Genomic DNA, 22,323 nt, shown 5'->3' on the forward strand with positions numbered 1-22,323 from the left:
ATGACTCCGGTCGGCGCCTGAACAGGGGAGGGCAGCTTAACTGCCCCCCGAGAGGCGGGACAGGGCATCCGTGCGGACTGCTGCGCGCAGCAACACCTGGATCAAGTTTTCGCGGTTGCTCAGGCAGCGGCGCGTGCAGAACGCAATGGCCTTCGGCCTTGTCATGCTGGGGCCGGTCCTCGTTCTGGCGACCTTCCTTGCACTCGGGCCGATGAACCAGGGGGCGAACTCGCCCTCGCTGCGCTTCGTGCTGCTTGGCGATCTCGTCTACGTCCTCGTCGTGGCGGCGCTGGTCATCGCCCGCATCGCCCGCATGATCTCGGACCGGCGGATCCAGTCGGCGGGTTCGCGGCTGCACCTCAGGCTCGTCGGCACCTTTGCCGTTCTCGCTCTCGTGCCGACCGTCCTCGTCGCGGTCTTCGCGATGCTCACCGTCAACGTGGGCCTCGAGGGCTGGTTCTCGGAGCGCGTGCGGCAGGTGGTGGGGGCCTCGCTCGAGGCGGCCGAGGCCTATCAGGAAGAGCACCGCCACGACCTGATCGAGGATGCCGAGGCGCTGGCGGCCTATCTGAACGTCGCCAAGCAGTCGACCTTCTTCCTGCGCGACGACCAGTTGCGCCCGCTGCTGACTCAAGGACAGGAGAAGATCCAGCGCGGCCTGCGCGAAGCCTTCCTGATCGATGGCGGTGGCGAGCTGAAGACCCGCGGCGAGCGCAGCTATCTCTTCGACTTCGAGCAGCCCTCGGCTGCGGACATGGAGCGCGCCAGGGCCGGGGAGACGGTGCTGATCCAGGACTGGAGCAACAACGAGTTCCGCGCGCTCGTCCATCTTGACGCCTTCCCCGACCGGTTCCTCTACGTCTCGCGCACGGTGGACGGCTCGATCCTGAGCCTGCTCGACGACACGCGCCAGACGGTCGCGCTCTACCACCAGCTCGAGGCCGAGCGGGGCCGGATGCTGTTCGAATTCGGGCTGCTCTACCTCGGCTTTGCGCTGATTCTGATCCTCGCCGCCGTCTGGCTCGGCCTCTGGTTTGCCGAGCGGCTCTCGCGGCCGGTGGGGCGGCTCGCGGGGGCGGCGCAGCGGGTGGGGGCAGGGGATCTCGACGTGCAGGTGCCCGAGGAGGAGGGCGACGACGAGATCGCCATGCTCGGCCGGCTCTTCAACCAGATGACCCGGCAGCTCAAGGGCCAGCGCGATGCGCTGATGGACAACAACCGCCAGATCGAGCGGCGGCGGCGGCTCTTCGATTCCGTCCTCTCCTCGGTGACGGCGGGTGTGATCGGCCTCGACGCGGTGGGGCAGGTGGATTTCATCAACCGCGCCGCCGAGCGGCTGCTGGAACTGCCCGAGGCGGGGAACATGCCCCTCTCGGTCGCGGTCCCGGAATTCGCCGCGCTCTTCGAGCGGTTGCGCGGGACCGGGACGGCGGTGCAGGAGGAAATCCGCCTGATCCGCAAGGGCCGGATGGAGAGCCTCCTCGTCCGAATGAGCCCGCGTCGCAACGACAGCGGGCGGCTCGAGGGCTACGTGGTGGCCTTCGACGACGTGACCGACCTCGTCTCGGCCCAGCGCATGGCCGCCTGGGGGGATGTGGCCCGGCGCATCGCGCACGAGATCAAGAACCCGCTGACGCCCATCCAGCTTTCGGCGGAACGCATCAAGCGCAAGTTCCGCCCGCTGGTGGGCGAGCAGGCGGCCGATCTCGACCAGTATTCCGACGTGATCATCCGCCAGACGAACGACCTCCGCCGCATCGTGGACGAGTTCTCGAAATTCGCCCGGATGCCGGAACCCGACCGGCGCGAGGCGGATCTGGTGAAGCTGCTGCGCGAGACGGTCCTCCTGCAGGAGGCGGGACAGCCCGACGTGCGCATCAACGCCGACCTGCCCGCCGAGCCATGGCCCATCGAGATCGACACGACCATGATCGGGCAGGCGCTGACCAACCTGATGAAGAACGCGGGCGAGGCGATCGAGGCCCGGGCGGAGAGCGTCAAAGGCCCCTGGCAGCCCGAGATCAGCGTTTCGCTGCAGGTGGACGAGGAGCAGGCCCTGATCCGCATCGCGGACAACGGCACCGGCCTGCCGCCTGACCGGACGCGGCTCTTTGAACCCTATGTCACCACGCGCGAGAAGGGGACGGGCCTAGGCCTGCCCATCGTCAAGAAGATCATCGAGGAACACGGCGGCATCCTGACCCTGACCGATGCCGAACCTTTCTCCGAGGACGGCCATCGCGGGGCCATGGCCGAGATCCGGCTGCCCCGCATCCTGCGCAGCCGGTCCCGGGCGGCGAAGACCAGCGAGGCGAGACTGGAGGAGACATGAGCAGCATTCTGATCGTCGACGACGAACGCGACATCCGCGAACTGATCGGGGACATCCTGCGCGACGAGGGCTTCCAGATCCGCCTCGCCGCGAATTCAGACGAGTGCATGGCGGCGGTGAATGCCGAGCCTCCCGCGCTGATGATCCTCGACATCTGGCTCAAGGACAGCCGGATGGACGGGATCGACATCCTGAAGCGCACGAAGCGCGACAATCCCGACGTGCCGGTCGTGATCATCTCGGGCCACGGCAACATCGAGATCGCGGTGGCGGCCATCAAGCAGGGCGCCTACGACTTCATCGAGAAGCCGTTCAACATCGACCAGCTCATGGTGGTGGTCCACCGCGCGATGGAGACGGCCCGCCTGCGGCGGGAGAACAGCGAGCTGCGCCGCCGCGACGTCTCGGCGGCCGAGATGCTGGGCGGATCGACCGCCTTCCGGCTGCTGAAGGCGCAGCTCGACAAGGTCACCAAGTCGAACGGACGCGTGATGCTCTCGGGCGCGGCCGGCGCGGGCAAGGAGCTTGCTGCCCGGTTCATCCATACCAACTCGAACCGGTCGGGGGCGCCGTTCATCTCGGTCTCGTCGGCCACGATCGAGCCCGACCGGATGGAGGAGGTCCTCTTCGGCCGCGAGACGCCCGACCGGGGGATCGAGCAGGGGCTGCTCGAACAGGCGCATGGCGGCATCGTCTATTTCGACGAGGTGGCCGACATGCCGCTCGGCACGCAGTCGAAGATCCTGCGCGTGCTGACCGAACAGCAGTTCACCCGCCAGGGCGGGACGGACAAGGTGCGGGTGGACCTTCGGGTGATCTCGTCCACGACGCGGGACCTGCGCGCCGAGATCGCCGCCGGCCGCTTCCGGCAGGAACTCTACGACCGGCTCAACGTGGTGCCGATCGAGGTTCCGGCGCTGGCGGACCGGCGGGAGGACATCCCGATGCTGGCGAAGCACTTCATCGAGATGTTCCACCGCAGCCAGGGCCTTCCGCTGCGCAGCCTCACCTCCGAGGCCGAGGCGATGCTGCAGACGATGCCGTGGCCGGGCAACGTCCGCCAACTGCGCAACGTGATCGAGCGGGTGCTGATCCTGGGCGACGGTTCGGGCCCGATCGAGGCGCGCGAACTGCCGGGAAACGAGTCCACCGGCGACGAGGGGCGGCTGGTCCTCGGCGGGGCGCTCGCGACCCTGCCGCTGCGCGAGGCGCGGGAACTTTTCGAGCGCGAGTATCTGCTCACGCAGATCAACCGTTTCGGCGGCAACATCAGCCGCACCGCCGCCTTCGTGGGAATGGAACGCTCGGCGCTGCACCGGAAGCTCAAGTCGCTGGGCGTGGTGACGAATGCCAAGGGCGGCAGCCGCCTTGCCCGGATAGAGGACGATTTCGAGGACGAGGACGAGCCCGTGGGGGCGCCGGATTGACCATGGCGGGCCGTTCTGCCAAGCAGAAGGGCCTGACAGTTCGGAGGCCGTGACATGAAGGTGATCATCTGCGGCGGCGGCCAGGTCGGCTGGCAGATCGCGCGTCACCTCTCGGGCGAGCGCAACGACGTCACCGTCGTCGACATGAACGCCGACCTCGTGCGGCGCGCGACCGACACGCTCGACGTGCAGGGGGTCGTGGGCTTCGCCTCCTACCCGGACGTGCTGGAGAAGGCCGGCGCGCGCGATGCCGACATGATCATCGCCGCGACCCAGTCCGACGAGGTCAACATGGTCACCTGCCAGGTGGCCCATTCGATCTTCGGCATCACCCGCAAGATCGCGCGCCTGCGGTCGCAGAGCTATCTCGACGCGATCTATTCCGACCTCTACCGCCGGGACCACCTGCCGATCGACGTGGTGATCTCGCCCGAGAAGGAGGTGGCCGAGGCCGCACTGCAACGCCTCGCGGCGCCCTCGACCTTCGACACGGAAAGCTTCATGGAGGGCAAGGCGCAGCTTCTCGGCATCGCCCTCGACGAGGACTGCCCGGTGCTGAACACGCCACTCAGGCAGCTCAACGAGCTTTTCACCAGCCTGCGCGCCCTTGTCGTGGGCGTCCGGCGCGAGGGGCGGCTCTTCGTGCCCGAGCCGGGCGACCAGCTCTTCGCGGCCGACGAGGTCTATGTCTTCGTCCATTCCGAGGATGTGGCGCGGACACTGGACATCTTCGGCAAGGCCTCGCGCAAACAGGAGCGGATCATCGTGATCGGCGGCGGCAATGTGGGCCTCGCGGTCGCCAAGGCACTCGAGACGCGGGCCGACCGGGTCCGGGTCAAGGTGATAGAACGCAACCGCAGCAAGGCGGAAACCGCCGCCGACGGGCTCGAGCGGACCATCGTGCTCAACGGCGACGGGCTCGACATGGACCTGCTGATGGAGGCCAACGTCGACCGCGCCGATGCGGTGCTGGCGGTGACGGACGACGACAAGACCAACATCCTCGCCGCCGTGCGCGCCAAGCAGGCGGGCTGCCCGATGGCGATCGTGCTCGTGAACGATCCGACGCTGCTGCCGATCATGCAGGCGCTCGACATCGACGCCTACATCAACCCCCGCGCCACCACCGTCTCCTCGATCCTGCGCCACGTCCGCCACGGTCGCGTGCGGGCGATCTATTCCATCGGGGACGCCGAGGCCGAGGTGATCGAGGCGCAGGTCCTGTCGACCTCGCCGCTGGCCGGGCGCCACATCCGCGACATCGACTTCCCCGAGGGCGTTCTCGTCGGCGCGGTGATGAAGGGCGACCGGGTGCTGAAGCCCACGGGCGACCTGCGCGTGGACGACGGAGACGTGATCGCGCTCTTCTGCATGACGGCTGACGTGCCGGAGGTCGAACGCCTCCTGCAGGTCTCGATCGACTTCTTCTGACATGGCCAGGCTCCGCTCGGTTCCGCTGATCGTCGTGCTGATGGCGGGCGGCGCATTGGCCATGTACCTGCCTGCGGCCCATGCCATCGTCCTGCGCCAGCACGAGGTTGCGCGCGCCTTCTTCTATGCGGGCACATTCCTCCTGATCGTGATCGGCATGGTCGCGATCGCGACGCAGAACCGCCCGCCGCCGCGCGCCGCGCGCGCGCACCTGACCACGCTGGTCGGCGCCTACCTGATCCTGCCGCCGATGCTCGCACTGCCCTTCCAGATGGCGGTCCCGGACACGAGCTTCACCAACGCCTGGTTCGAGATGCTCTCGTCCTTCACCACGACGGGGGCCACGCTCTACGACACGCCGGGACGGCTGCCGCCCTCGGTCCACCTGTGGCGCGCCCTGGTCGGCTGGCTGGGCGGGTTCTTCGTGCTGACCGCGGCGATGGCGGTGCTGGCTCCGCTCAGCCTCGGGGGCATGGAGGTCGTCTCGGGCCACGTCCCCGGGCGCGAACAGGCGAGCCAGATCACCCGCATCGCCGATCCGACCGAGCGGCTGGTACGCCAGTCGCTGTCGCTCTTCCCCGCCTATGGCGGGCTGACGCTGGCGCTCTGGGGGATGCTGCTCCTTGCCGGGGAAAACGGACTCGTGGGCCTCTGCCATGCGATGGGGACGCTCTCGACAAGCGGCATCTCGCCGCTCGAGACGATGACGGCGGGTGAGGCGGGGTTCAGGGGCGAGTTCCTGATCTTCCTCTTTCTCTTCTTCGCGGTGACGCGGCGCCTGATGCCCGGCACCTCGATGGTGGACCGCGATACGCCCATCCACCGCGACCCCGAGGTCATGATGGCCTTCTTCTTCCTGCTCGGGGTGCCGGTCGTCCTCTTCCTGCGGCACTGGATCGGCGCGATCGAGACCGAGGACACGCAGAACATCGCGGCCGCGTCGCGCGCGATGTGGGGCGGGCTCTTCACGACGCTCTCCTTCCTGACCACCACGGGTTATGAATCTTCCGCATGGGTCGCCTCGCGGTCATGGTCGGGGCTGGGCACGCCGGGCCTGATCCTGCTCGGCCTCGCCATCGTCGGCGGCGGCGTCGCGACCACGGCCGGCGGCGTCAAGCTGCTGCGCGTCTACGCGCTCTACCGCCACGCGGAACGTGAACTGGAACGGATCGTCCACCCGAGCTCGATCGGCGGGCAGGGGGCCGTCGCGCGGCGGCTGCGGCGCGAGGGGGCCTATGTGGCATGGATCTTCTTCATGCTCTTTGCCTTCTCCATCGCCGTCGTCACGGCCGCCCTGAGCCTTGCCGGCCTGGGATTCGAGCGCGCGATGGTGCTGGGCATCGCGGCGCTGACCACGACGGGACCGCTGGCCGACCTTGCCGTCGAGACCCCGATCCGCTGGTCCGAACTGGGCGCGGTGGCGAAGATCGTTGCCGGAATCGCAATGGTTGTAGGCCGGATGGAAACGCTGGCCATCCTCGCCCTGCTGGCCCCGGCCAGCTGGCGGCGCTGAGCGGAAAAGCGACAGGCTCGCCGCACAAGACTAACGATATGTTATTGGGGCTGGAATCTCCCGCAACTCCTGCCCATACTCGATTCCGACCGTCGGATTGCAACCGGGGGGAACGAGGAAAGACGGAAGCGTCTCAACCATAAAGGCAAGAAAACGGATGGCGGCCGATAAACAGAACTTGCAGGATGCCTTTCTGAATCACGTCAGGAAGGCCAAGGTTCCGGTAACTATTTTTCTGATCAATGGTGTGAAACTGCAGGGCGTGATTACCTGGTTCGACAATTTCTGTGTCCTGCTGCGCCGGGACGGCCAGTCGCAGCTGGTCTACAAGCACGCGATCTCGACCATCATGCCCGGACAACCGATCAATCTCTACGAGGGCGACGACTGATTTGACCGATCCCGAGGAAGGGGAGGAGGAGCCCCGCCGCGAGGGTATCGCCGGAGGTCCCGCAACGGGCTCCGAAGGAGAGACTCGTGCGCAGCCGATGCGCGCCTTCGTCCTTCATCCCGATATCCGCACCGAGCGTTCGCGACGCCTGCCCGAGCTTCGGCTGGCCGAGGCGGTGGCACTGGCCGCGGCCTTGCCCGAGATGGAGATCGTGGGCCAGGAGGTTGTCCGGCTGCCCCGCGCACAGCCTGGCCTGCTGTTCGGGACGGGCAAGGTGGCCGAACTGAAGACGCGGTTCGAGGCGCTGGAAGTGGGTCTCGTCCTCGTCGATGGTCCGGTCTCGCCGGTCCAGCAGAGGAACCTCGAGAAGGAATGGGGGGTGAAGCTCCTCGACCGGACCGGCCTCATCCTCGAGATCTTCGCCGACCGCGCCCGCACGCGGGAGGGGGTGCTGCAGGTGGAACTTGCCGCCCTCTCCTATCAGCGAACGCGGCTCGTGCGGGCCTGGACCCACCTCGAGCGGCAGCGCGGCGGCTTCGGCTTCGTCGGCGGCCCCGGCGAGACGCAGATCGAGGCGGACCGCCGCGCCATCGACGAGCAGGTGATCCGCATCCGCCGCCAGCTGGACAAGGTCGTGAAGACCCGAGAGCTGCACCGGGCCTCGCGCCGAAAGGTGCCGTTCCCGATCGTCGCGCTGGTGGGATATACCAACGCGGGCAAATCGACGCTCTTCAACCGCATGACGGGGGCGGAGGTGCTGGCGAAGGACATGCTCTTCGCGACGCTCGATCCGACCATGCGCGGAGTGACGCTGCCCTCGGGGCGCAAGATCATCCTGAGCGACACGGTGGGATTCATCTCCGACCTGCCGACCCAACTGGTGGCCGCCTTCCGCGCCACGCTTGAGGAAGTGCTCGAGGCCGATCTGATCCTCCACGTCCGCGACATCTCGCATCCCGAAACAGCCGAGCAGGCCGCCGACGTGGCCGAGATCCTGCAGAGCCTCGGCGTCAGGGCCGCGACGCCCCAGTTCGAGGTCTGGAACAAGCTCGACCTCGTGCAGGGCACGATGCACGAGCAACTCGTCGTGCAGGCCGCCCGGTCCGAGTCGACCTTCGCCCTCTCGGCCCTGACCGGAGAGGGGCTGGCGGAGTTGCTTGAGGCGGTCTCGGCCGCCTTCGACGAGGAGAGGACCGAGCGCAGCCTGACGCTGGGCTTCGCCGAGGGCCGCCGCCGCGCCTGGCTTCATGCGGAAGGCGTTGTGACGGCAGAGGACGAGACCGAGGACGGTCACCGGATCGACGTGCGCTGGACCGCCCGGCAGGAGAAGCGCTACCGCGAACTGTGAGGGCGCTCGGGTGCCGCCAACGGTCCCGGCGAGCGAGAGACGCGCTGCAGCAGGAGATCGTGGCGCACCAGCAGCACGATCAATGGCGCGAGCATGGCCGGCCGGACGACGGGCACGATGATCCAGTGGTTCATGCGCCATGCCACGAGGCCGGCTGGTGTGCCTGCGCGTCGCGGTCCGTCGGATGCGCTTCCGTTCCCGGTCAGTCGGCGCCCCCCCCCGAGTCTTGCGGTCCGCCCGCCGTCGCACCGCCCTGGGTCCATCCGCCGGAGACTGCCGTCAGTCGGCGGCGGTGTCGCTCGGCTCGAGTCGGGTGATGCCCACGGCAGCCGCACGGGCGAGATCGGGATCGAGCGACATCGGGATGTACTCGCCCCGCCGCCAGAGCTCGCCCAGGTTGTCGTAGAAGCGCGACAGCGGGTGTCCGGACTGGCCGGTGGAAGAGATGAAGACCGACGAGTCCGGATCGGCGAAGTCGTAGACCCCGCGATAGCCCGCGCCGGCCACGTTCTCGTAGGGATCCGGTCCCGTGCCGCGCGTCATGCCCCGCATCAGCGTCTGGTCGCCGCCCGAGGTCGACTGGCGGATGTTCACGAAATACCTGAGCAGCGGCACCTCGCCCAACGCCGGATGATCGTGCGTCGCCTGATGCGCGTCGCCCCAGCGCCAGCTCTCGATGTTCGGGCCCCAGTCCTCGGTCAGCTTGAGAAGCGCGTCGTCGAGCGCCATCCGCGCAATGTCGGTGCAACTCTCGGTGGCGGCCGACTGGATGATGTCGCACCAGACCGCCGCCCCGCGCGTGTCGCGGAAGACGCGCTCGACGAAGTCCGGCTGGATGTGCTCGAACTCGTCGGCGAGCGGCCCCAGCTCGTCGCGGATCAGCCGGTCCTGCAGCGCGCGCATCCAGGCCATGTAGATCAGCGGCTCGGGCAGGTGCTCGTTCATCTCGCCGTTCCATTCCGCAAGCAGCGCCAGCGCGCGCTGGCGCAGCCGCTCGGGCGTGCCGTCGGGTGCGGCCTCGCCGGTGAACCAGAGATCCGCCGCGACGAGCGGCAGGAGGTTCCGCGCCGTGGGCGAGACGGTGTCGAGCTGCGCCTCGATGAAGCTCTCCCGGGTGTGGACCTCCCGGCTCTTCATCAGCGCGAGCCAGCGCTGGATGCGCTGCGTGTCGCCCCAGTCGAACGAGACGTGCAGCGGGAAGGGGCGATCCACGGTCTTGTTGTTGGTGTTGCCGAGGATCCCGGTCTCGGGGGCGACCACGCGGGGGTTGTCCTCGTAGGGAAAGAAGCCCTGCCAGCGGTTTTCAGGCAGCCAGCCGGGAGAGGGCATCCGCCCCTTCGACTGGTTCTGCGCGTCGCGCTTCGGCATGGCGCCCACCGTCTGCATCGCCACGCGGTCCACGTCCGCCAGCATCAGGTTCTGCGCGGGCGCGATGAAGAGCCGTCCGGCCTCGATCGCCCCGTCGACGTTCTGGGCCTTCATCAGCCGCATGGCTGCGCTCATCGACGTGTCCTCGGCCGAGAGGGCCGCCCAGGACAGCGAGGCCACATGACCCGGAGGCGTGATGGCGGCGAGGTCATAGTGGGTGCCGGGCAGCACCGGACCGTTCTCGGTCCATCGCAAGGTGATGGTGATGGGCCGGGCGTCCTTCACCTTGATGATCGAACGCCGGGTCTCGAAGGTCTTCCAGCCGTCGGGCGTCCGGTACTCCTCGTGGTTCTCGGGGTTGACCTCCTCGATATGGACGTCCTGATCGTCCATGTAGGCCGAGGTCAGCGCCCAGCCGAGCCGGTTCGAGCGTCCGAGCAGGACGGCGGGAATGCCGGGCATGGTGGCGCCGATGACGCCGCCCGACGACAGCTGGAGCCGCGCGAGATACCAGATCGAGGGGGCGGTGAAGCCAAGATGCGGGTCGTTCGCGAGGAGCGAGCCCCCCGCGGCCGAGCGCGAGGGAGCGGCGGCCCAGGCGTTCGACGCCCCGGAGAGAGCCTTGACGTGGAACGGCGAGAGCGGGTCCTCGCGATGCTCGGCCTTTCGCAACGCGGGCAGGGGACCGGGCACGAGGCTCGCATAGGAGGGCAGCGCGATCACGCCCTCTCCCGGAGCATCGGGCAGGATGTCGGCCACGCGCGGATCGGGCAGGAGCAGCGACACCCGCGCACGCAGCACCTCGGACTGCAGGTGCGACGAAAGCTGCAGCGCCATCAGCTTGATGAGCGCGATGCTGTCAGCGGGGCGCCAGACGGCGATCTCGTTCGAGAACAGGAAGAACTCGGGCGCGCCGCGGCCGCGGGCATCGGCGTTGACCTGCCCGATCCAGGCATTGACGCCGCGGGCATAGGCCTCGAGCGCGGCGCGGGTCTCGGGATCCTGCGCCTCGACCGATTTCTGCGCGAGCCCGTAGAGGTCGTAGCGACGCATGAGTTCGTCGATCTTCAGCGTCCGCTCGCCGAAGACCTCGGAAAGCCGCCCCTGCACCGTCCGCCGCATTGTGACCATCTGCCAGAGCCGGTCCTGCGCATGGGCGAATCCCAGCGCGAAATAGACGTCCTCGTCCGTCCGGCCGAAGAGATGGGGGACATTCGCGTCGTTGCGCACGATCTCGACCGGCCCGGAGATCCCGTCGAGCCGGAAGCTTTCGTCGTAGTCGGGCAGCGAGCGCGACAGGAAGTAATAGGCAATCAGCGTGGCCAGAAGCGCGAGCACCACGAGGCCGGTGAAGACGCGCAGCAGCCAGCGGAAGACGACGATCATGGGGCCCGTCCTTGACGCGAGAGGTCGGAATGGTTCCTAGTCGATCCGTCACACAACGGCAATCGGGAGGAAGACCATGGCCAAGCTTGCATTTCTGGGACTGGGGGTCATGGGCTTTCCGATGGCCGGCCATCTGGCGGCCAAGGGGCACGAGGTGACGGTCTACAACCGCAGCGGCGCAAAGGCCGAAGCCTGGGTCGCGCAGCATGGCGGGCGCTCGGCGCCCACGCCGGCCGCGGCGGCGGAGGGTGCCGAGTTCGTCATGGCCTGCGTGGGCAACGACGACGACCTGCGCTCGGTCTGCCGCGGCGAGGCGGGGGCCTTTGCGGGAATGGCCCGCGGCGCCATCTTCGTCGATCACACGACGGTCTCCGCCCAAGTCACGCGCGAGCTTGCGACCGAGGCGGACGGGCTCGGGCTCGGCTTTGTCGATGCGCCGGTCTCGGGGGGCCAGGCGGGCGCCGAGAACGGCGCGCTCTCGATCATGTGCGGCGGATCGGAGGCACATTACGCTGCCGCCGAACCTGTCATGGCAGCCTATGCCCGCGTCTGCCGCAGGCTCGGCGAGAGCGGCTCGGGCCAGATCGCCAAGATGATGAACCAGATCTGCATCGCGGGACTCGTGCAGGGCCTGTCCGAGGCACTGGCTTTCGGCGAGAAGGCCGGAATGGACGGCCGCGCCGTGGTCGAGGTCATCAGCCAGGGCGCCGCGGGCAGCTGGCAGATGGCGAACCGCCACGCGACGATGCTCGACGGCAAGTTCGATTACGGATTCGCCGTGGACTGGATGCGCAAGGATCTGGGCATCTGCCTCAAGACTGCCGACGAGGTGGGGGCGAGCCTGCCCGTCACGGCGCTCGTCGACCAGTTCTACAAGGAGGTCCAGCAGATGGGCGGCGGCCGTTGGGATACGTCTTCGCTCATCAAGCGGCTGACGCGGTGACCAACGGGGCACGCCGCGACTGAGCCGCGTGCCGCAAACCCAAACGCAAACGGCGGCCCCATGCCATCAGGTCGCTGACGCGGATCAAATCGCGCGGATACGGTCGCCGCTGCCCGACGAGAAGGCCCCGGAAGACGTTTCCCGGGTCCTGTCTCCAGATGGCGGCCCGCTCAGGGGATGATGCGGGTGTATTTCACGCCGCCCAGCGTCGCGCCCGCGATCAGGCCCGACTGGCCGAAGATCAGCGCCACGACGGGCTGGATCTCGGTCGTCTCCTTGCCGATGCTCGCCCCCTGATCGGGAGTGGCGTAGCGCACATCCGCGCCCACCGCCCAGCCCGATCCCGCACGGAAGTCGGCCAGCGCCTGCTCCGTCATGAAGAACAGCGCGTGGGCATATTGCTGGGCCCCGATCTGGAAGCCGATCGTGGCACGCGTGGCCGAGTAGTAGTCCACCGTGATGTCGTTGATCCGAAGTGCGCCGCGGCCGTAGGCGCCGCCGAGGCCGAAGCCTGCCTCTGTCACCAGCGGCATGTAGAGCACGCCCTTCGCATCGCGGGCGAGGTCGCGCGTGCCGGGATACCGGTCGAAGAGATAGTCCCGCGTGGCATCCACGCGCGCGTCGATCACGGCCGCATTGTTGTTGCCGACGCCGTTGGCGCAGGCCGCCGTGAGAAGCAATGCCGCACCGGCGGCCCCGAGAAAAGTCCGTCTCGAACTGTCTGCCATGAAACCCTCTTTCCGCCTCGAGCCCTTGGGCCGGGGATCTTCGTCCCCTCACAGGTGCTTATACCGCGTTGCTCGCCTCTTGTCAGCCCGGCACATCCCTCACGGCAGGCAATGGGACGCCGGCGAAGCTTCGCCCGGCTTCCCGCCCCGGTCCCGCTTTCCCGGCGAGCGGCCGGTCACGTTCTCAGCGCGAGGGGCCGGTGGTGTCCCGGCTCTCGGGGATCCCGGCCGCGCAGCGGCGGCCGGCGGCAGCCGACCTCACATCCCCGCGCGGAGGATGCGTGCGGCCTCGGGGGCGAAATAGGTCAGGATGCCGTCGCAGCCCGCCCGCTTGAAGCAGAGCAGGCTTTCCATCATCGCGGCTTCGCCCTTGATCCAGCCGCGTTCGGCCGCGCCCTTGATCATCGCGTATTCGCCCGAGACCTGATAGGCATAGGTCGGCACGCCGAAGGCGTCCTTCACCCGCCGGCAGATGTCGAGATAGGGCATCCCGGGCTTCACCATCACCATGTCGGCGCCTTCGCGCAGGTCGCGCTCGATCAGGCGCAGCGCCTCGTCGGTGTTTCCCGGGTCCATCTGGTAGGTCTTCTTGTCCCCCTTCAGCGCACCCGAGGCGCCCACGGCGTCGCGGAACGGGCCGTAGAAGGCCGAGGCATACTTGGCCGAGTAGGAGAGGATCGCCACGTCCTTGTGCCCTGCCGACTCCAGCGCCGACCGCATCGCGCCGATGCGGCCGTCCATCATGTCCGAGGGGCCCAGGATGTCGGCGCCCGACTCCGCCTGCGCCAGCGCCATCTTCACCAGCGCCTCGACCGTCTCGTCGTTCAGGATGATCCCGTCGCGCACCAGCCCGTCATGGCCGTTGGCGTTGTAGGGATCGAGCGCCACGTCGGTCATCACCGCGATCTCGGGCACCGCGGCCTTGATCGCCCGGATCGCGCGGTTCGCGAGGTTGTCGGGGTTCCACGCCTCTTCGCAGAGCTCGGTCTTGAGCGAGGGATCGGTGTAGGGGAAGAGACAGACGGCAGGGATGCCGAGGCTCGCGGCCTCTTCCGCCGCCTTCACGATCAGGTCCACCGAGCGGCGCACGACGCCGGGCATGGAATGGACCGGCTCCTCGATGTTCTCTCCGTCGCGCACGAAGAGCGGCCAGATCAGGTCGCCGACCGTCAACGTATGCTCCTGCGTCAGTCGGCGCAGGGCATCGGTGCGACGCACGCGGCGGAAGCGGGCTTGGGGATAGGCGGCTTGGATCGGGCGCATGGCTGTCCTCGGAAGGCGGGGCGCGGGCGTGGCACGCCCGCGCCGCTTGGAAATTTCCTTCTGCCTGCCATGGAAAGACCCCGGTCTCAAGGGTAGGAATGCCGCAAGGGCGGCACGCCGGGCCGCTCGGACGAAAGGACCCGTGCCCGTGGATTTTCATGCCCGCATCTCCGAGGTGATCGACCTCCGCTCGTTCTCGAACCTGTGGTTCTGGCTGGCGCTTGCGGTGATGTGGTCCACGACCAGCCACTGGGTCATGGGGGTTCCGTGGGATCTCGTGCAGCGCGCGCGCCGGACGGGCGGCCCTGCGGGCGAGGACGTGCACCAGCTCGCGCGCATCTATGCCGGCCGTCTCCGCCACATAGGCAGCTCGTCCGGATTGTGGATCGTCGGCGGTGCGGCCTTCGTGCTGACGATGCTCGGCCTGCTGGGGTTCCGCTACGGGATCGAATTCGCTCAGGCGGTCTTCTGCCTCGCGCTCCCGATGATGGTGGTCGCCGGCATGAGCCTGCGCACCGCGGTCCGGATCGAGCCTCTCGAGGGGCAGGATCTCTACCGGGCGCTGGCGGCCCACCGCATGAGGGTGCAGGCGCTCGGCGTCGTGTCGATCTTCCTGACCGCCATGTGGGGCATGTATCAGAACCTCCGCATCGGCGTGCTCTGACCGGGGGGCGGCGTTCGAGCAATGGAGGGCGTCTTCGCCGCCGGTGCGGAGGCCGTTGACGCCGCGGCGCGCCCTGTTAAGTGAGCCTCATGCAGAACGGAACGCGGATCCTCCTCGGCGGTGCGCCCGAGGGCTACGATGCCCGGCTGGTCGCGAAAGAGCTCGACCGCGGTGCCCCTGTCATTCACGTCGCGCGCGATGACAAGCGGCTCGAGGCGATGCGCACCGCGCTGGCCGTCATGGCGCCGCAGGCCGTCGTGCTGGAGCTTCCGGCCTGGGATTGCCTGCCCTACGACCGCGTCTCGCCCAACCCCGAGATCTCGGCGCGGCGGATGGCGACGCTCGCGGCCCTCGCGCATGGACTGCAGGGGCCGTTCGTCCTGCTGACCACGCTCAACGCAGCGACCCAGCGCATCCCGGCACGCGACATCCTGCGGGCAGCCTCCTTCTCGGCGCGGGTGGGGGATCGCGTGGATGAGGGACGGCTGAGAACCTACCTGTCCCGCATGGGTTTCTCGCTGACCGACACGGTCACCGAGCCCGGCGATTACGCGATCCGCGGCGGCATCGTCGACATCTATCCGCCGGGTGTCGCGGGGCCGGTGCGGCTCGACTTCTTCGGCGACGTGCTGGACGGGGCGCGCCGCTTCGACCCCGAGACGCAGCGCACGGTCGAGAAGCTCGACCTCGTGGAACTGGCGCCGGTGTCCGAGGTGATGCTGGACGAGGGGGCGATCACCCGGTTCCGCCAGAACTACCGCATCGAATTCGGAGCGGCGGGCACGGACGATCCGCTCTACGAGGCTGTGAGCGCGGGCCGCAAGCATCAGGGGATGGAGCACTGGCTGCCCTTCTTCCACGAGCGGCTCGAGACGCTCTTCGACTATCTGCCCGATGCGGCCGTGATGCTGGACGATCAGGTGACACCCGCGCGGATCTCGCGCTGGGAGGGGATCGCCGACCAGTATGATGCACGGCGCGAGGCGATGACCGCCAAGGGGCGGCTCGACACGGTCTACAAGCCCGCGGCGCCCGAACTGCTCTATCTCGATGAGCCTGCCTGGGACGCGGCCGCGGCGGGTCATCGGGTGATCCAGCTCTCGCCGCTGGCACAGAGCCCCGGCCCCGGCGTGCTCGATGCGGGCGGGCGGATGGGGCGCAGCTTCGCGCCCGAGCGCCAGGCCGAAAACGTCAGCCTTTTCGGTGCGCTGGTCGATCATGTTCGACGTTTGCGCGAAGACGGGCAGGTGGTGATCGCGAGCTGGTCGGAAGGGGCGCGCGAGCGGCTGAAGGGCCTCCTCGAAGAGGCGGGCCTGCAGGGAACGAAGCTCGTCCAGGACATCCGCGACGTGCCCGAAGGGCGCGGCGGCACGCATCTGATGGTCTGGGCGCTGGAGCAGGGCTTCACCGCACCGGGCCTCGCGGTGATCTCGGAACAGGACGTGCTGGGCGACCGGCTGATCTCGAAGCCGAAGAAGCGCCGGAAGGCCGAGAACTTCCTGCGCGAGCACGACACGCTGACGCCCGGCGACCTCGTCGTCCATGTCGAGCATGGCGTGGGCCGCTACATGGGCCTCGAGACGCTGCGCGTGCCGCAGCCGCCCTCGAACAAGCCGGGGCCGCCGCACGATTACCTGCACCTCGTCTATGCCGAGGAGGCCAAGCTTTACCTTCCGGTCGAGAACATCGAGCTTCTGAGCCGCTACGGGCACGAGGAGGGGCTGCTCGACAAGCTGGGCGGCGGGGCCTGGCAGGCCAAGAAGGCGCGCCTCAAGGAGCGTATCCGCGAAATCGCCGAGCGGCTGATGCGGATCGCGGCCGAGCGGCACCTGCGGCATGCGCCGATCCTCGAGGCGCCGCATTCGCTGTGGGAGGCCTTTGCGGCCCGCTTTCCCTATCAGGAGACCGACGACCAGCTTTCCGCCATCGCCGACGTGGTGAAGGACCTCGAATCGGGCAGCCCGATGGACCGGCTGGTGGTGGGCGACGTGGGTTTCGGCAAGACCGAAGTCGCGATGCGCGCGGCCTTCGTGGCGGCTCTGGCGGGGATGCAGGTGGCCGTTGTCTGCCCGACGACGCTGCTCGCGCGGCAGCATTTCCGCAGCTTTTCCGAGCGCTTCCGCGGCTTTCCGATGAAGGTGCGTCAACTGTCGCGCTTCGTCTCGGCCAAACAGGCGGCCGAGACGCGCGCGGGTCTGGCCGACGGCACCGTGGACATCTGCATCGGCACCCACGCGCTCCTGGCCAAGGGCGTGAAGCTGAAGAGCCTCGGCCTGCTCATCATCGACGAAGAGCAGCATTTCGGCGTCTCTCACAAGGAACGGCTGAAGGAGATGCGCTCCGAGGTCCATGTGCTGACGCTGACCGCAACGCCCATTCCGCGGACGCTGCAACTGTCGCTTACCGGCGTGCGGGATCTCTCGATCATCGCGACGCCGCCGGTGGACCGGCTGGCGATCCGCACCTACGTCTCGGAATTCGACACGGTGACGATCCGCGAGGCGCTCCTGCGCGAGCGCTACCGCGGCGGGCAGAGCTTCTTCGTCGTCCCTCGTGTCGCGGACCTGCCGGACATGGAAGCCTTCCTGCGCGACCATGTGCCGGAGGTGAGCTATGTCGTCGCCCACGGCCAACTCGCGGCGGGCGATCTCGACGAGCGGATGAATGCCTTCTACGACGGCAAGTTCGACGTGCTTCTTGCGACGACGATCGTGGAATCAGGCCTCGACATCCCGACCGCGAACACGATGATCGTCCACCGCGCGGACATGTTCGGCCTCAGCCAGCTCTACCAGATCCGGGGGCGGGTGGGCCGCGCCAAGACGCGGGCCTATTGCTTCCTCACCACCAAGCCGCGCGCGCCGCTCACGCCGCAGGCGATCAAGCGGCTGCGGCTGCTCGCCAGCCTCGACAGCCTCGGCGCGGGCTTCAACCTGGCGTCGCACGACCTCGACCTGCGCGGCGCGGGGAACCTGCTCGGCGAGGAACAGTCGGGCCATATCAAGGAGGTGGGCTACGAGCTTTACCAGCAGATGCTGGAGGAGACGATCCAGAAGATCCGGTCCGGCGAATTGCAGGGACTGACCGAACAGGACGAGCAATGGGCGCCGCAGATCAATCTCGGCGTGCCCGTGCTGATCCCCGAGGATTACGTGCCGGACCTCGACGTCCGTCTCGGCCTCTACCGCAGGCTCTCGGGGCTCTCGACCAAGGTCGAGCTGGAGGGTTTCGCGGCCGAACTGATCGACCGGTTCGGACCCTTGCCGAAAGAGATCAACACCTTGCTGCTCGTCGTTCGCATCAAGGCCATGTGCAAGCGCGCGGGCATCTCGCGGCTCGAGACCGGGCCAAGGGGGGCGACCGTCCAGTTCCACAATGACAAGTTCGCCAATCCGGCCGGCCTCGTGGACTTCATCAAGGCGCAGGGCGAGACGGCGCGGGTCAAGGACAACAAGATCGTGCTCGCGCGCGATTGGAAGACCGAGGCCGACCGGATCAAGGGCGGCTTCGCCATCGCACGCGACCTGGCCGAGAAGGTCGTGAGGCCCGAGAAGGCACAGGGTAAGGTCGCGCGCCCCGCCGGCTGAGGCATCGCGCGCAACCCCCTCGAAGGAAACGGCTTCGCGGCGTGTTTCAGCCGCGCGGCAGCGACCGGATCAGCAGGAATCCGAGCCCCGCGAAGGTCGCCACACCCAGCATCAGCGGCAGCGGCGTGCCGTCGAAGGCCAGCCCGAGCGGCGCGGCCAACCCGACCGCAAGCACCGTCGCGATCGACCCGATGACCGAGGCCGCCATGCCCGCGATATGGCCCACGGGCTCCATCGCGAGCGCGTTGAGGTTGCCCAGCGTGAGGCCCGCGGTAAAGAACACGCCCGTCGTCCAGGCCACATAGGCCGGGAAGGCCAGTGCCTCAGGCCAGAGGTCGTTGGCCGAGATGCCCCACATGCCGAGCGACAGCAGGAACTGCACCCCCAGCGCGACGGTGACGAGGAAGCGCATCCCAAGCCGCATCACGAGCGCCGCGTTGACGAGGCTCGCCGTGCCGGCCATCAGCGCAATGACGGCGAACCAGAGCGGAAAGCTCTCGCCGCGGTCCCAGGTGATGTCGAAGATCTGCTGCGTCGAGGAGAGCGTCCCGAAGAGCGCGCCGAAGACCAGCGTCTGCACGCCGATGGCGGTCAGGATCACCCGGTGCGAGATCACCTCGCGGAATGCCGTCGCAAGGCCGCTCAGCGAGAAGTCGCGCCGCGCCTCCGGCGGCAGGGTCTCGGGCTGGCGGATCGAGAGCCACAGGATCGAGACGGCGGAAAAGGCGAGGAAGGACAGGAAGATGCCGCGCCAGCCGAGCGCGTCGATGACCACCGTCCCCAGCAGGGGCGCCACGGCCGGCACCAGAGTGAAGATCAGCATGGCGAAGCTCATGATCCGCGCCATCTCGCGTCCGCGGTAGAGGTCGCGGACAAGCGCCAGCGCCACGACGCGGGGCGCCGAGGCCCCGAGCCCGCCCGCGACGCGGGCCGCCAGCATCAGCTCGAGCGTGGGTGCGGCCCAGGCGCAGAGGGCCGCCAGGCAGTAGAGCACGGCGCCGCCCACGATCACCCGCTTGCGCCCGAACCGGTCCGAGAGCGGCCCGGCGACGAAGGTGCCGATCCCCATCCCCAGCACGAAGCTCGTGAGGATGAGCTGCGCGCGGTTGGGCGCATCGGGGCTCAGTTCGGCAGCGATCCGGGGCAGGGCGGGCAGCATCGAGTCGATCGAGAAGGCGACGGTCGCGAAGAGCATCGCGATCATGCCGACGAACTCCGGCCGCGAGAGGCGGCCGCTCTCGGGCGTTTCCGAGATCGAGGTCATGTGTCCGGTCCTTCCTGTCCCGAGAGTTCGTCGGTCACCTGCTGCCACAGCTCGACCGGCTGCGCGCCCGGCACCACGTGTCGGCGGGCGACGAGGAAGGTGGGCACCGCCCGCACCCCCTTCGCGCGGGCATCCGCGTCGCGCGCGGCCAGATCCTCGCGATCCGCGTCCGACCCGAGAAGCCTGAACGTCAGGTCCCGATCCATGCCGCAACGTCCGGCGATCTCGGCCAGCACCTCAGGCGCCCCGATGTCCAGTCCCTCGCGGAAGTAGCCGCGGAAGAGGGCCGAGACGACGGCCGTCTGCCGCCCCTCGAGCCCCGCCCAGTGGATCAGGCGGTGCGCGTCGAGCGTGTTCGGCGTGCGCCGGATAGCGGCGAAGTCGATCTCGAGCCCGGCGGCCTCGGCTGCCGCCTGCACGCGCGAATAGGCCTCGATCGCCGCCTGCCGGCCGCCGAACTTGGTCTCGAGGTAGCTGCGCCGGTCCATGCCCTCGGGCGGCATGTCGGGATTGAGCTGGAAGGGATGCCACTCGATGGCGAAGGGATGCTGGGGCCGGGTCTCGAGCGCGCGATCCAGAAGCGCCTTGCCGATGTAGCACCAGGGGCAGATCGGATCCGAGAAAATGTCGAGGCGGATCATGAGCCGCTCCTTGTGATCGTCGGTCGTCAGGGATGGGAGGCCGGCATGAACGCCCGGTGAGGCTCCTGCGGCGAAGGGCCGCTTCCTGCTACGCCCGCGGAAGGGGCGATGCAAGCGGGGGAGGCTCACGGACACTTGAACTTCCCCATGACCCGCCTATGTGCGAATGAACGTTCATTCGCCGCCGTTCGGCCACCCTCGTCCACCGGCAGGAGCAGCAAGAGGCCATGCCCGACAGTTCAGCCCCCGTGCCGCGCGGGGACGAGATTCTCGACCAGATCAGGGGCACCTTCGCCGGGAAGGGCTTCGACGGTGCATCCATGCAGGACCTCGCGCGGGCGGCGGGGATGAGCGTCGGCAACTTCTACCGCTACTTCCCCTCCAAGGCTGCCATCGTCGAGGCGATCGTCCGGCGCGACCTCGAGAGCGTGCAGCACGACTTCGCCGAGGTCGTGTCGTCGCCCGATCCGATGTCCCGGCTGCGCGAGATCCTGCGCTACCGGATCGAGGTGAAGCTCTGCAAGGAGGACGCGCCGCTCTGGGCCGAGATCACGGCAATGGCGCACAGGAACCCCGAGATCTGCGCGATCTGCGACCGGATGGAGCAGGAGATCCGGACGGCTTTCCTCGGCATCTTCTCGCGCGTGACAGCACTTTCCCCGGCCGAGGCCGAGCACCGGTTCGCGGCCCATGCCGCTTTCCTCGTGATGCTCGTGCGCGCCTGGGCGCTCGACTGGCCGCAGAAGCGGGCCGGGGCGCATGAACTGAAAAGCCTCCTGCTGCGCACGATCGACGCGACCCTCGACGAGGTCACGGTCTGCGAAGCCAACTGCCTGCCCTGAGCGAAAGGTCTGCCATGCGGCGCTTGATGACGATTGCCCTTCTTGCCGGTCTGCTGCCCTTCGGCACCCTTGCGCAGGAAAGCGCGCCGAAGCCGCCCGCCGGCGATCAGGCGCTGCCTGCGATCACTGTCTCCACCGTCGTGCGGCGCGCGATGCGCGACAGGGTCATCGCCTCGGGCCTGATCGGTGCGGTCGAACTCGTGCAGGTGCAGCCGCTGATCGAGGGCCAGCCCATCGAGACGCTCGAGGCGGACGTGGGCGATCTGGTGGCCGAGGGGCAGGTCCTGGCCCGGCTGTCGGCCTCGACGCTCGACTTGCAGAAGAGCCAGTTCGCCGCATCGCTGGCATCGGCCAAGGCCACCATCGCGCAGGCCGAGGCGCAGGTGCTCGAGGCGAAGGCCTCGGCCGACGAAGCCGAGCGGGTGAGCCGGCGCACGGCCCAGCTGCGCGAGCAGGGCGCGGCCTCGCAGGCGGCGGCCGACACCGCGCAGGCCTCGTCCATCTCGGCCAATGCGCGCGTGATGGTCGCGCGCCAGACGCTTGAGGCGGCCCGCGCGCAGGTCGCGCTGGCCGAGGCACAGCTTGCGAATGTCGAACTGCAGCTCGAACGGACGTCGGTTGTGGCGCCGGTCGCCGGCGAGATCGTTTCGCGCAATGCCAAGGTGGGTGCCATCGCCTCGGCGACCGGCGATCCGATGTTCACGCTCCTGCGGGAGGGCCAGCTCGAACTCTTCGCCGACGTGGCCGAGCAGGATCTGCTGCAGTTGAAGCCGGGGCAGAAGGTGCTGATCCGGACCCTCGGCGCCTCGGAACCGCTCACCGGCTCGGTCCGGCTGGTCGAGCCCACGATCGACACGGCGACCCGCCTCGGCCGCGCCCGGATTGCCATCGACCGGATGGAGGCCGTCCGCTCGGGCATGTTCGCCGAGGCGGAGATCCTCGTGGCGGAACGCGACGCCCTTGCCGTGCCGGTGACGGCGGTGAGCGGTGGAGCGGAGGGCGCGACGGTCATGCGGGTGCGGCAGGGCGGGACGGTCGAGCGCACACCGGTCGTGACCGGCATCCGCGACGGCGGCATGGTGGAGATCGTCGAGGGGCTCTTCTCGAACGATCTGGTGGTGACGAAGGCCGGCGCTTTCGTCCGTCCCGGCGACCGGGTCAATCCGGTCCCGGCGGAACCCGTGAACTGAGGCGC

Annotated in this window: 17 protein-coding genes; 11 read left to right on the forward strand and 6 right to left on the reverse strand. The window is 68.5% G+C overall.

The window, feature by feature from the left end:
• The first annotated feature begins 70 nt into the window (after positions 1-70).
• The 6 genes from ACTVZP_RS04015 (at position 71) to hflX (ending at position 8,442) form a co-directional block, all read left to right on the forward strand.
• Positions 71-2,332 (forward strand): ATP-binding protein, encoded by a 2,262-nt coding sequence (locus ACTVZP_RS04015; protein WP_443210798.1) that lies wholly within the window; start codon positions 71-73, stop codon positions 2,330-2,332.
• Positions 2,329-3,759, forward strand: a complete 1,431-nt coding sequence (gene ntrX / locus ACTVZP_RS04020; RefSeq protein ID WP_443210799.1) for a nitrogen assimilation response regulator NtrX — start codon at positions 2,329-2,331, stop codon at positions 3,757-3,759. Before ACTVZP_RS04015 ends, ntrX begins: the two co-directional genes overlap by 4 nt.
• Before the next feature lie 54 nt (positions 3,760-3,813).
• Complete coding sequence (gene trkA, locus ACTVZP_RS04025) at positions 3,814-5,190, forward strand: Trk system potassium transporter TrkA (protein ID WP_443210800.1); 1,377 nt, start codon at positions 3,814-3,816, stop codon at positions 5,188-5,190.
• A gap of 1 nt (position 5,191) precedes the next feature.
• The gene (locus ACTVZP_RS04030; protein WP_443210801.1) at positions 5,192-6,703 is read left to right on the forward strand and encodes a potassium transporter TrkG; all 1,512 of its coding nucleotides are present in this window, start codon (positions 5,192-5,194) and stop codon (positions 6,701-6,703) included.
• A gap of 157 nt (positions 6,704-6,860) precedes the next feature.
• A complete protein-coding gene (gene hfq, locus ACTVZP_RS04035) occupies positions 6,861-7,094 on the forward strand; it encodes an RNA chaperone Hfq (RefSeq protein WP_002719962.1) in 234 nt (77 codons plus the stop codon).
• 1 nt (position 7,095) lies between these two features.
• Entirely contained in the window at positions 7,096-8,442 is a 1,347-nt protein-coding gene (hflX, locus tag ACTVZP_RS04040) for a GTPase HflX (protein WP_443210802.1), read from the forward strand.
• On the opposite strand, the gene ACTVZP_RS04045 is transcribed toward hflX, so the two are convergent.
• Together ACTVZP_RS04045 and ACTVZP_RS04050 are read right to left on the reverse strand one after the other, a co-directional pair.
• Positions 8,427-8,576 carry a hypothetical protein gene (locus ACTVZP_RS04045; protein ID WP_443210803.1) on the reverse strand — a complete coding sequence of 50 codons (150 nt, stop codon included), beginning with the start codon at positions 8,574-8,576 and terminating at the stop codon, positions 8,427-8,429. The genes hflX and ACTVZP_RS04045 overlap by 16 nt on opposite strands.
• Before the next feature lie 145 nt (positions 8,577-8,721).
• Positions 8,722-11,196, reverse strand: a complete 2,475-nt coding sequence (locus ACTVZP_RS04050; RefSeq protein ID WP_443210804.1) for a penicillin acylase family protein — start codon at positions 11,194-11,196, stop codon at positions 8,722-8,724.
• A gap of 76 nt (positions 11,197-11,272) precedes the next feature.
• On the opposite strand from ACTVZP_RS04050, the gene ACTVZP_RS04055 reads away from it, so the two are divergent.
• A complete protein-coding gene (locus ACTVZP_RS04055; protein ID WP_443210805.1) occupies positions 11,273-12,139 on the forward strand; it encodes an NAD(P)-dependent oxidoreductase in 867 nt (288 codons plus the stop codon).
• A 170-nt stretch (positions 12,140-12,309) separates the two neighbouring features.
• On the opposite strand, the gene ACTVZP_RS04060 is transcribed toward ACTVZP_RS04055, so the two are convergent.
• Together ACTVZP_RS04060 and hemB are read right to left on the reverse strand one after the other, a co-directional pair.
• On the reverse strand, positions 12,310-12,867 hold the full coding sequence (locus tag ACTVZP_RS04060; RefSeq protein ID WP_443210806.1) for a YSC84-related protein: 558 nt from the start codon (positions 12,865-12,867) through the stop codon (positions 12,310-12,312).
• 258 nt (positions 12,868-13,125) lie between these two features.
• Entirely contained in the window at positions 13,126-14,130 is a 1,005-nt protein-coding gene (gene hemB / locus ACTVZP_RS04065) for a porphobilinogen synthase (RefSeq protein ID WP_443210807.1), read from the reverse strand.
• Between the two features lie 148 nt (positions 14,131-14,278).
• On the opposite strand from hemB, the gene ACTVZP_RS04070 reads away from it, so the two are divergent.
• Together ACTVZP_RS04070 and mfd are read left to right on the forward strand one after the other, a co-directional pair.
• Entirely contained in the window at positions 14,279-14,794 is a 516-nt protein-coding gene (locus tag ACTVZP_RS04070; RefSeq protein ID WP_443210808.1) for a component of SufBCD complex, read from the forward strand.
• A gap of 89 nt (positions 14,795-14,883) precedes the next feature.
• Positions 14,884-18,381, forward strand: a complete 3,498-nt coding sequence (gene mfd, locus ACTVZP_RS04075; protein WP_443210810.1) for a transcription-repair coupling factor — start codon at positions 14,884-14,886, stop codon at positions 18,379-18,381.
• Between the two features lie 46 nt (positions 18,382-18,427).
• On the opposite strand, the gene ACTVZP_RS04080 is transcribed toward mfd, so the two are convergent.
• The gene (locus tag ACTVZP_RS04080) at positions 18,428-19,645 is read right to left on the reverse strand and encodes a multidrug effflux MFS transporter (RefSeq protein WP_443210811.1); all 1,218 of its coding nucleotides are present in this window, start codon (positions 19,643-19,645) and stop codon (positions 18,428-18,430) included.
• Positions 19,642-20,286: a DsbA family oxidoreductase gene (locus tag ACTVZP_RS04085; RefSeq protein WP_443210812.1), complete on the reverse strand. Its 645-nt coding sequence runs from the start codon at positions 20,284-20,286 to the stop codon at positions 19,642-19,644. The genes ACTVZP_RS04080 and ACTVZP_RS04085 overlap by 4 nt, the downstream gene beginning before the upstream one ends.
• A gap of 227 nt (positions 20,287-20,513) precedes the next feature.
• Between ACTVZP_RS04085 and ACTVZP_RS04090 the strand changes: the two genes are divergently transcribed.
• Both ACTVZP_RS04090 and ACTVZP_RS04095 read left to right on the forward strand, forming a co-directional pair.
• Complete coding sequence (locus ACTVZP_RS04090; protein ID WP_443210813.1) at positions 20,514-21,128, forward strand: TetR/AcrR family transcriptional regulator; 615 nt, start codon at positions 20,514-20,516, stop codon at positions 21,126-21,128.
• Positions 21,129-21,142: 14 nt separating this feature from the next.
• The gene (locus ACTVZP_RS04095) at positions 21,143-22,318 is read left to right on the forward strand and encodes an efflux RND transporter periplasmic adaptor subunit (RefSeq protein WP_443210814.1); all 1,176 of its coding nucleotides are present in this window, start codon (positions 21,143-21,145) and stop codon (positions 22,316-22,318) included.
• Positions 22,319-22,323 lie beyond the last annotated feature (5 nt).

The sequence above is a fragment of the Rhodobacter sp. NSM genome, from assembly GCF_052244495.1.
GTDB lineage: Bacteria > Pseudomonadota > Alphaproteobacteria > Rhodobacterales > Rhodobacteraceae > Cereibacter_A.

Bases quoted from the DNA above. Each gene is read 5' to 3' on its own strand.
- ntrX (WP_443210799.1), top strand. From the start codon at position 2,329: ATGAGCAGCATTCTGATCGTCGACGACGAACGCGACATCCGCGAACTG.
- trkA (WP_443210800.1), top strand. From the start codon at position 3,814: ATGAAGGTGATCATCTGCGGCGGCGGCCAGGTCGGCTGGCAGATCGCG.
- ACTVZP_RS04030 (WP_443210801.1), top strand. From the start codon at position 5,192: ATGGCCAGGCTCCGCTCGGTTCCGCTGATCGTCGTGCTGATGGCGGGC.
- hfq (WP_002719962.1), top strand. From the start codon at position 6,861: ATGGCGGCCGATAAACAGAACTTGCAGGATGCCTTTCTGAATCACGTC.
- ACTVZP_RS04045 (WP_443210803.1), bottom strand. From the start codon at position 8,576: ATGAACCACTGGATCATCGTGCCCGTCGTCCGGCCGGCCATGCTCGCG.
- ACTVZP_RS04050 (WP_443210804.1), bottom strand. From the start codon at position 11,196: ATGATCGTCGTCTTCCGCTGGCTGCTGCGCGTCTTCACCGGCCTCGTG.
- ACTVZP_RS04055 (WP_443210805.1), top strand. From the start codon at position 11,273: ATGGCCAAGCTTGCATTTCTGGGACTGGGGGTCATGGGCTTTCCGATG.
- ACTVZP_RS04060 (WP_443210806.1), bottom strand. From the start codon at position 12,867: ATGGCAGACAGTTCGAGACGGACTTTTCTCGGGGCCGCCGGTGCGGCA.
- hemB (WP_443210807.1), bottom strand. From the start codon at position 14,130: ATGCGCCCGATCCAAGCCGCCTATCCCCAAGCCCGCTTCCGCCGCGTG.
- mfd (WP_443210810.1), top strand. From the start codon at position 14,884: ATGCAGAACGGAACGCGGATCCTCCTCGGCGGTGCGCCCGAGGGCTAC.
- ACTVZP_RS04080 (WP_443210811.1), bottom strand. From the start codon at position 19,645: ATGACCTCGATCTCGGAAACGCCCGAGAGCGGCCGCCTCTCGCGGCCG.
- ACTVZP_RS04085 (WP_443210812.1), bottom strand. From the start codon at position 20,286: ATGATCCGCCTCGACATTTTCTCGGATCCGATCTGCCCCTGGTGCTAC.
- ACTVZP_RS04090 (WP_443210813.1), top strand. From the start codon at position 20,514: ATGCCCGACAGTTCAGCCCCCGTGCCGCGCGGGGACGAGATTCTCGAC.
- ACTVZP_RS04095 (WP_443210814.1), top strand. From the start codon at position 21,143: ATGCGGCGCTTGATGACGATTGCCCTTCTTGCCGGTCTGCTGCCCTTC.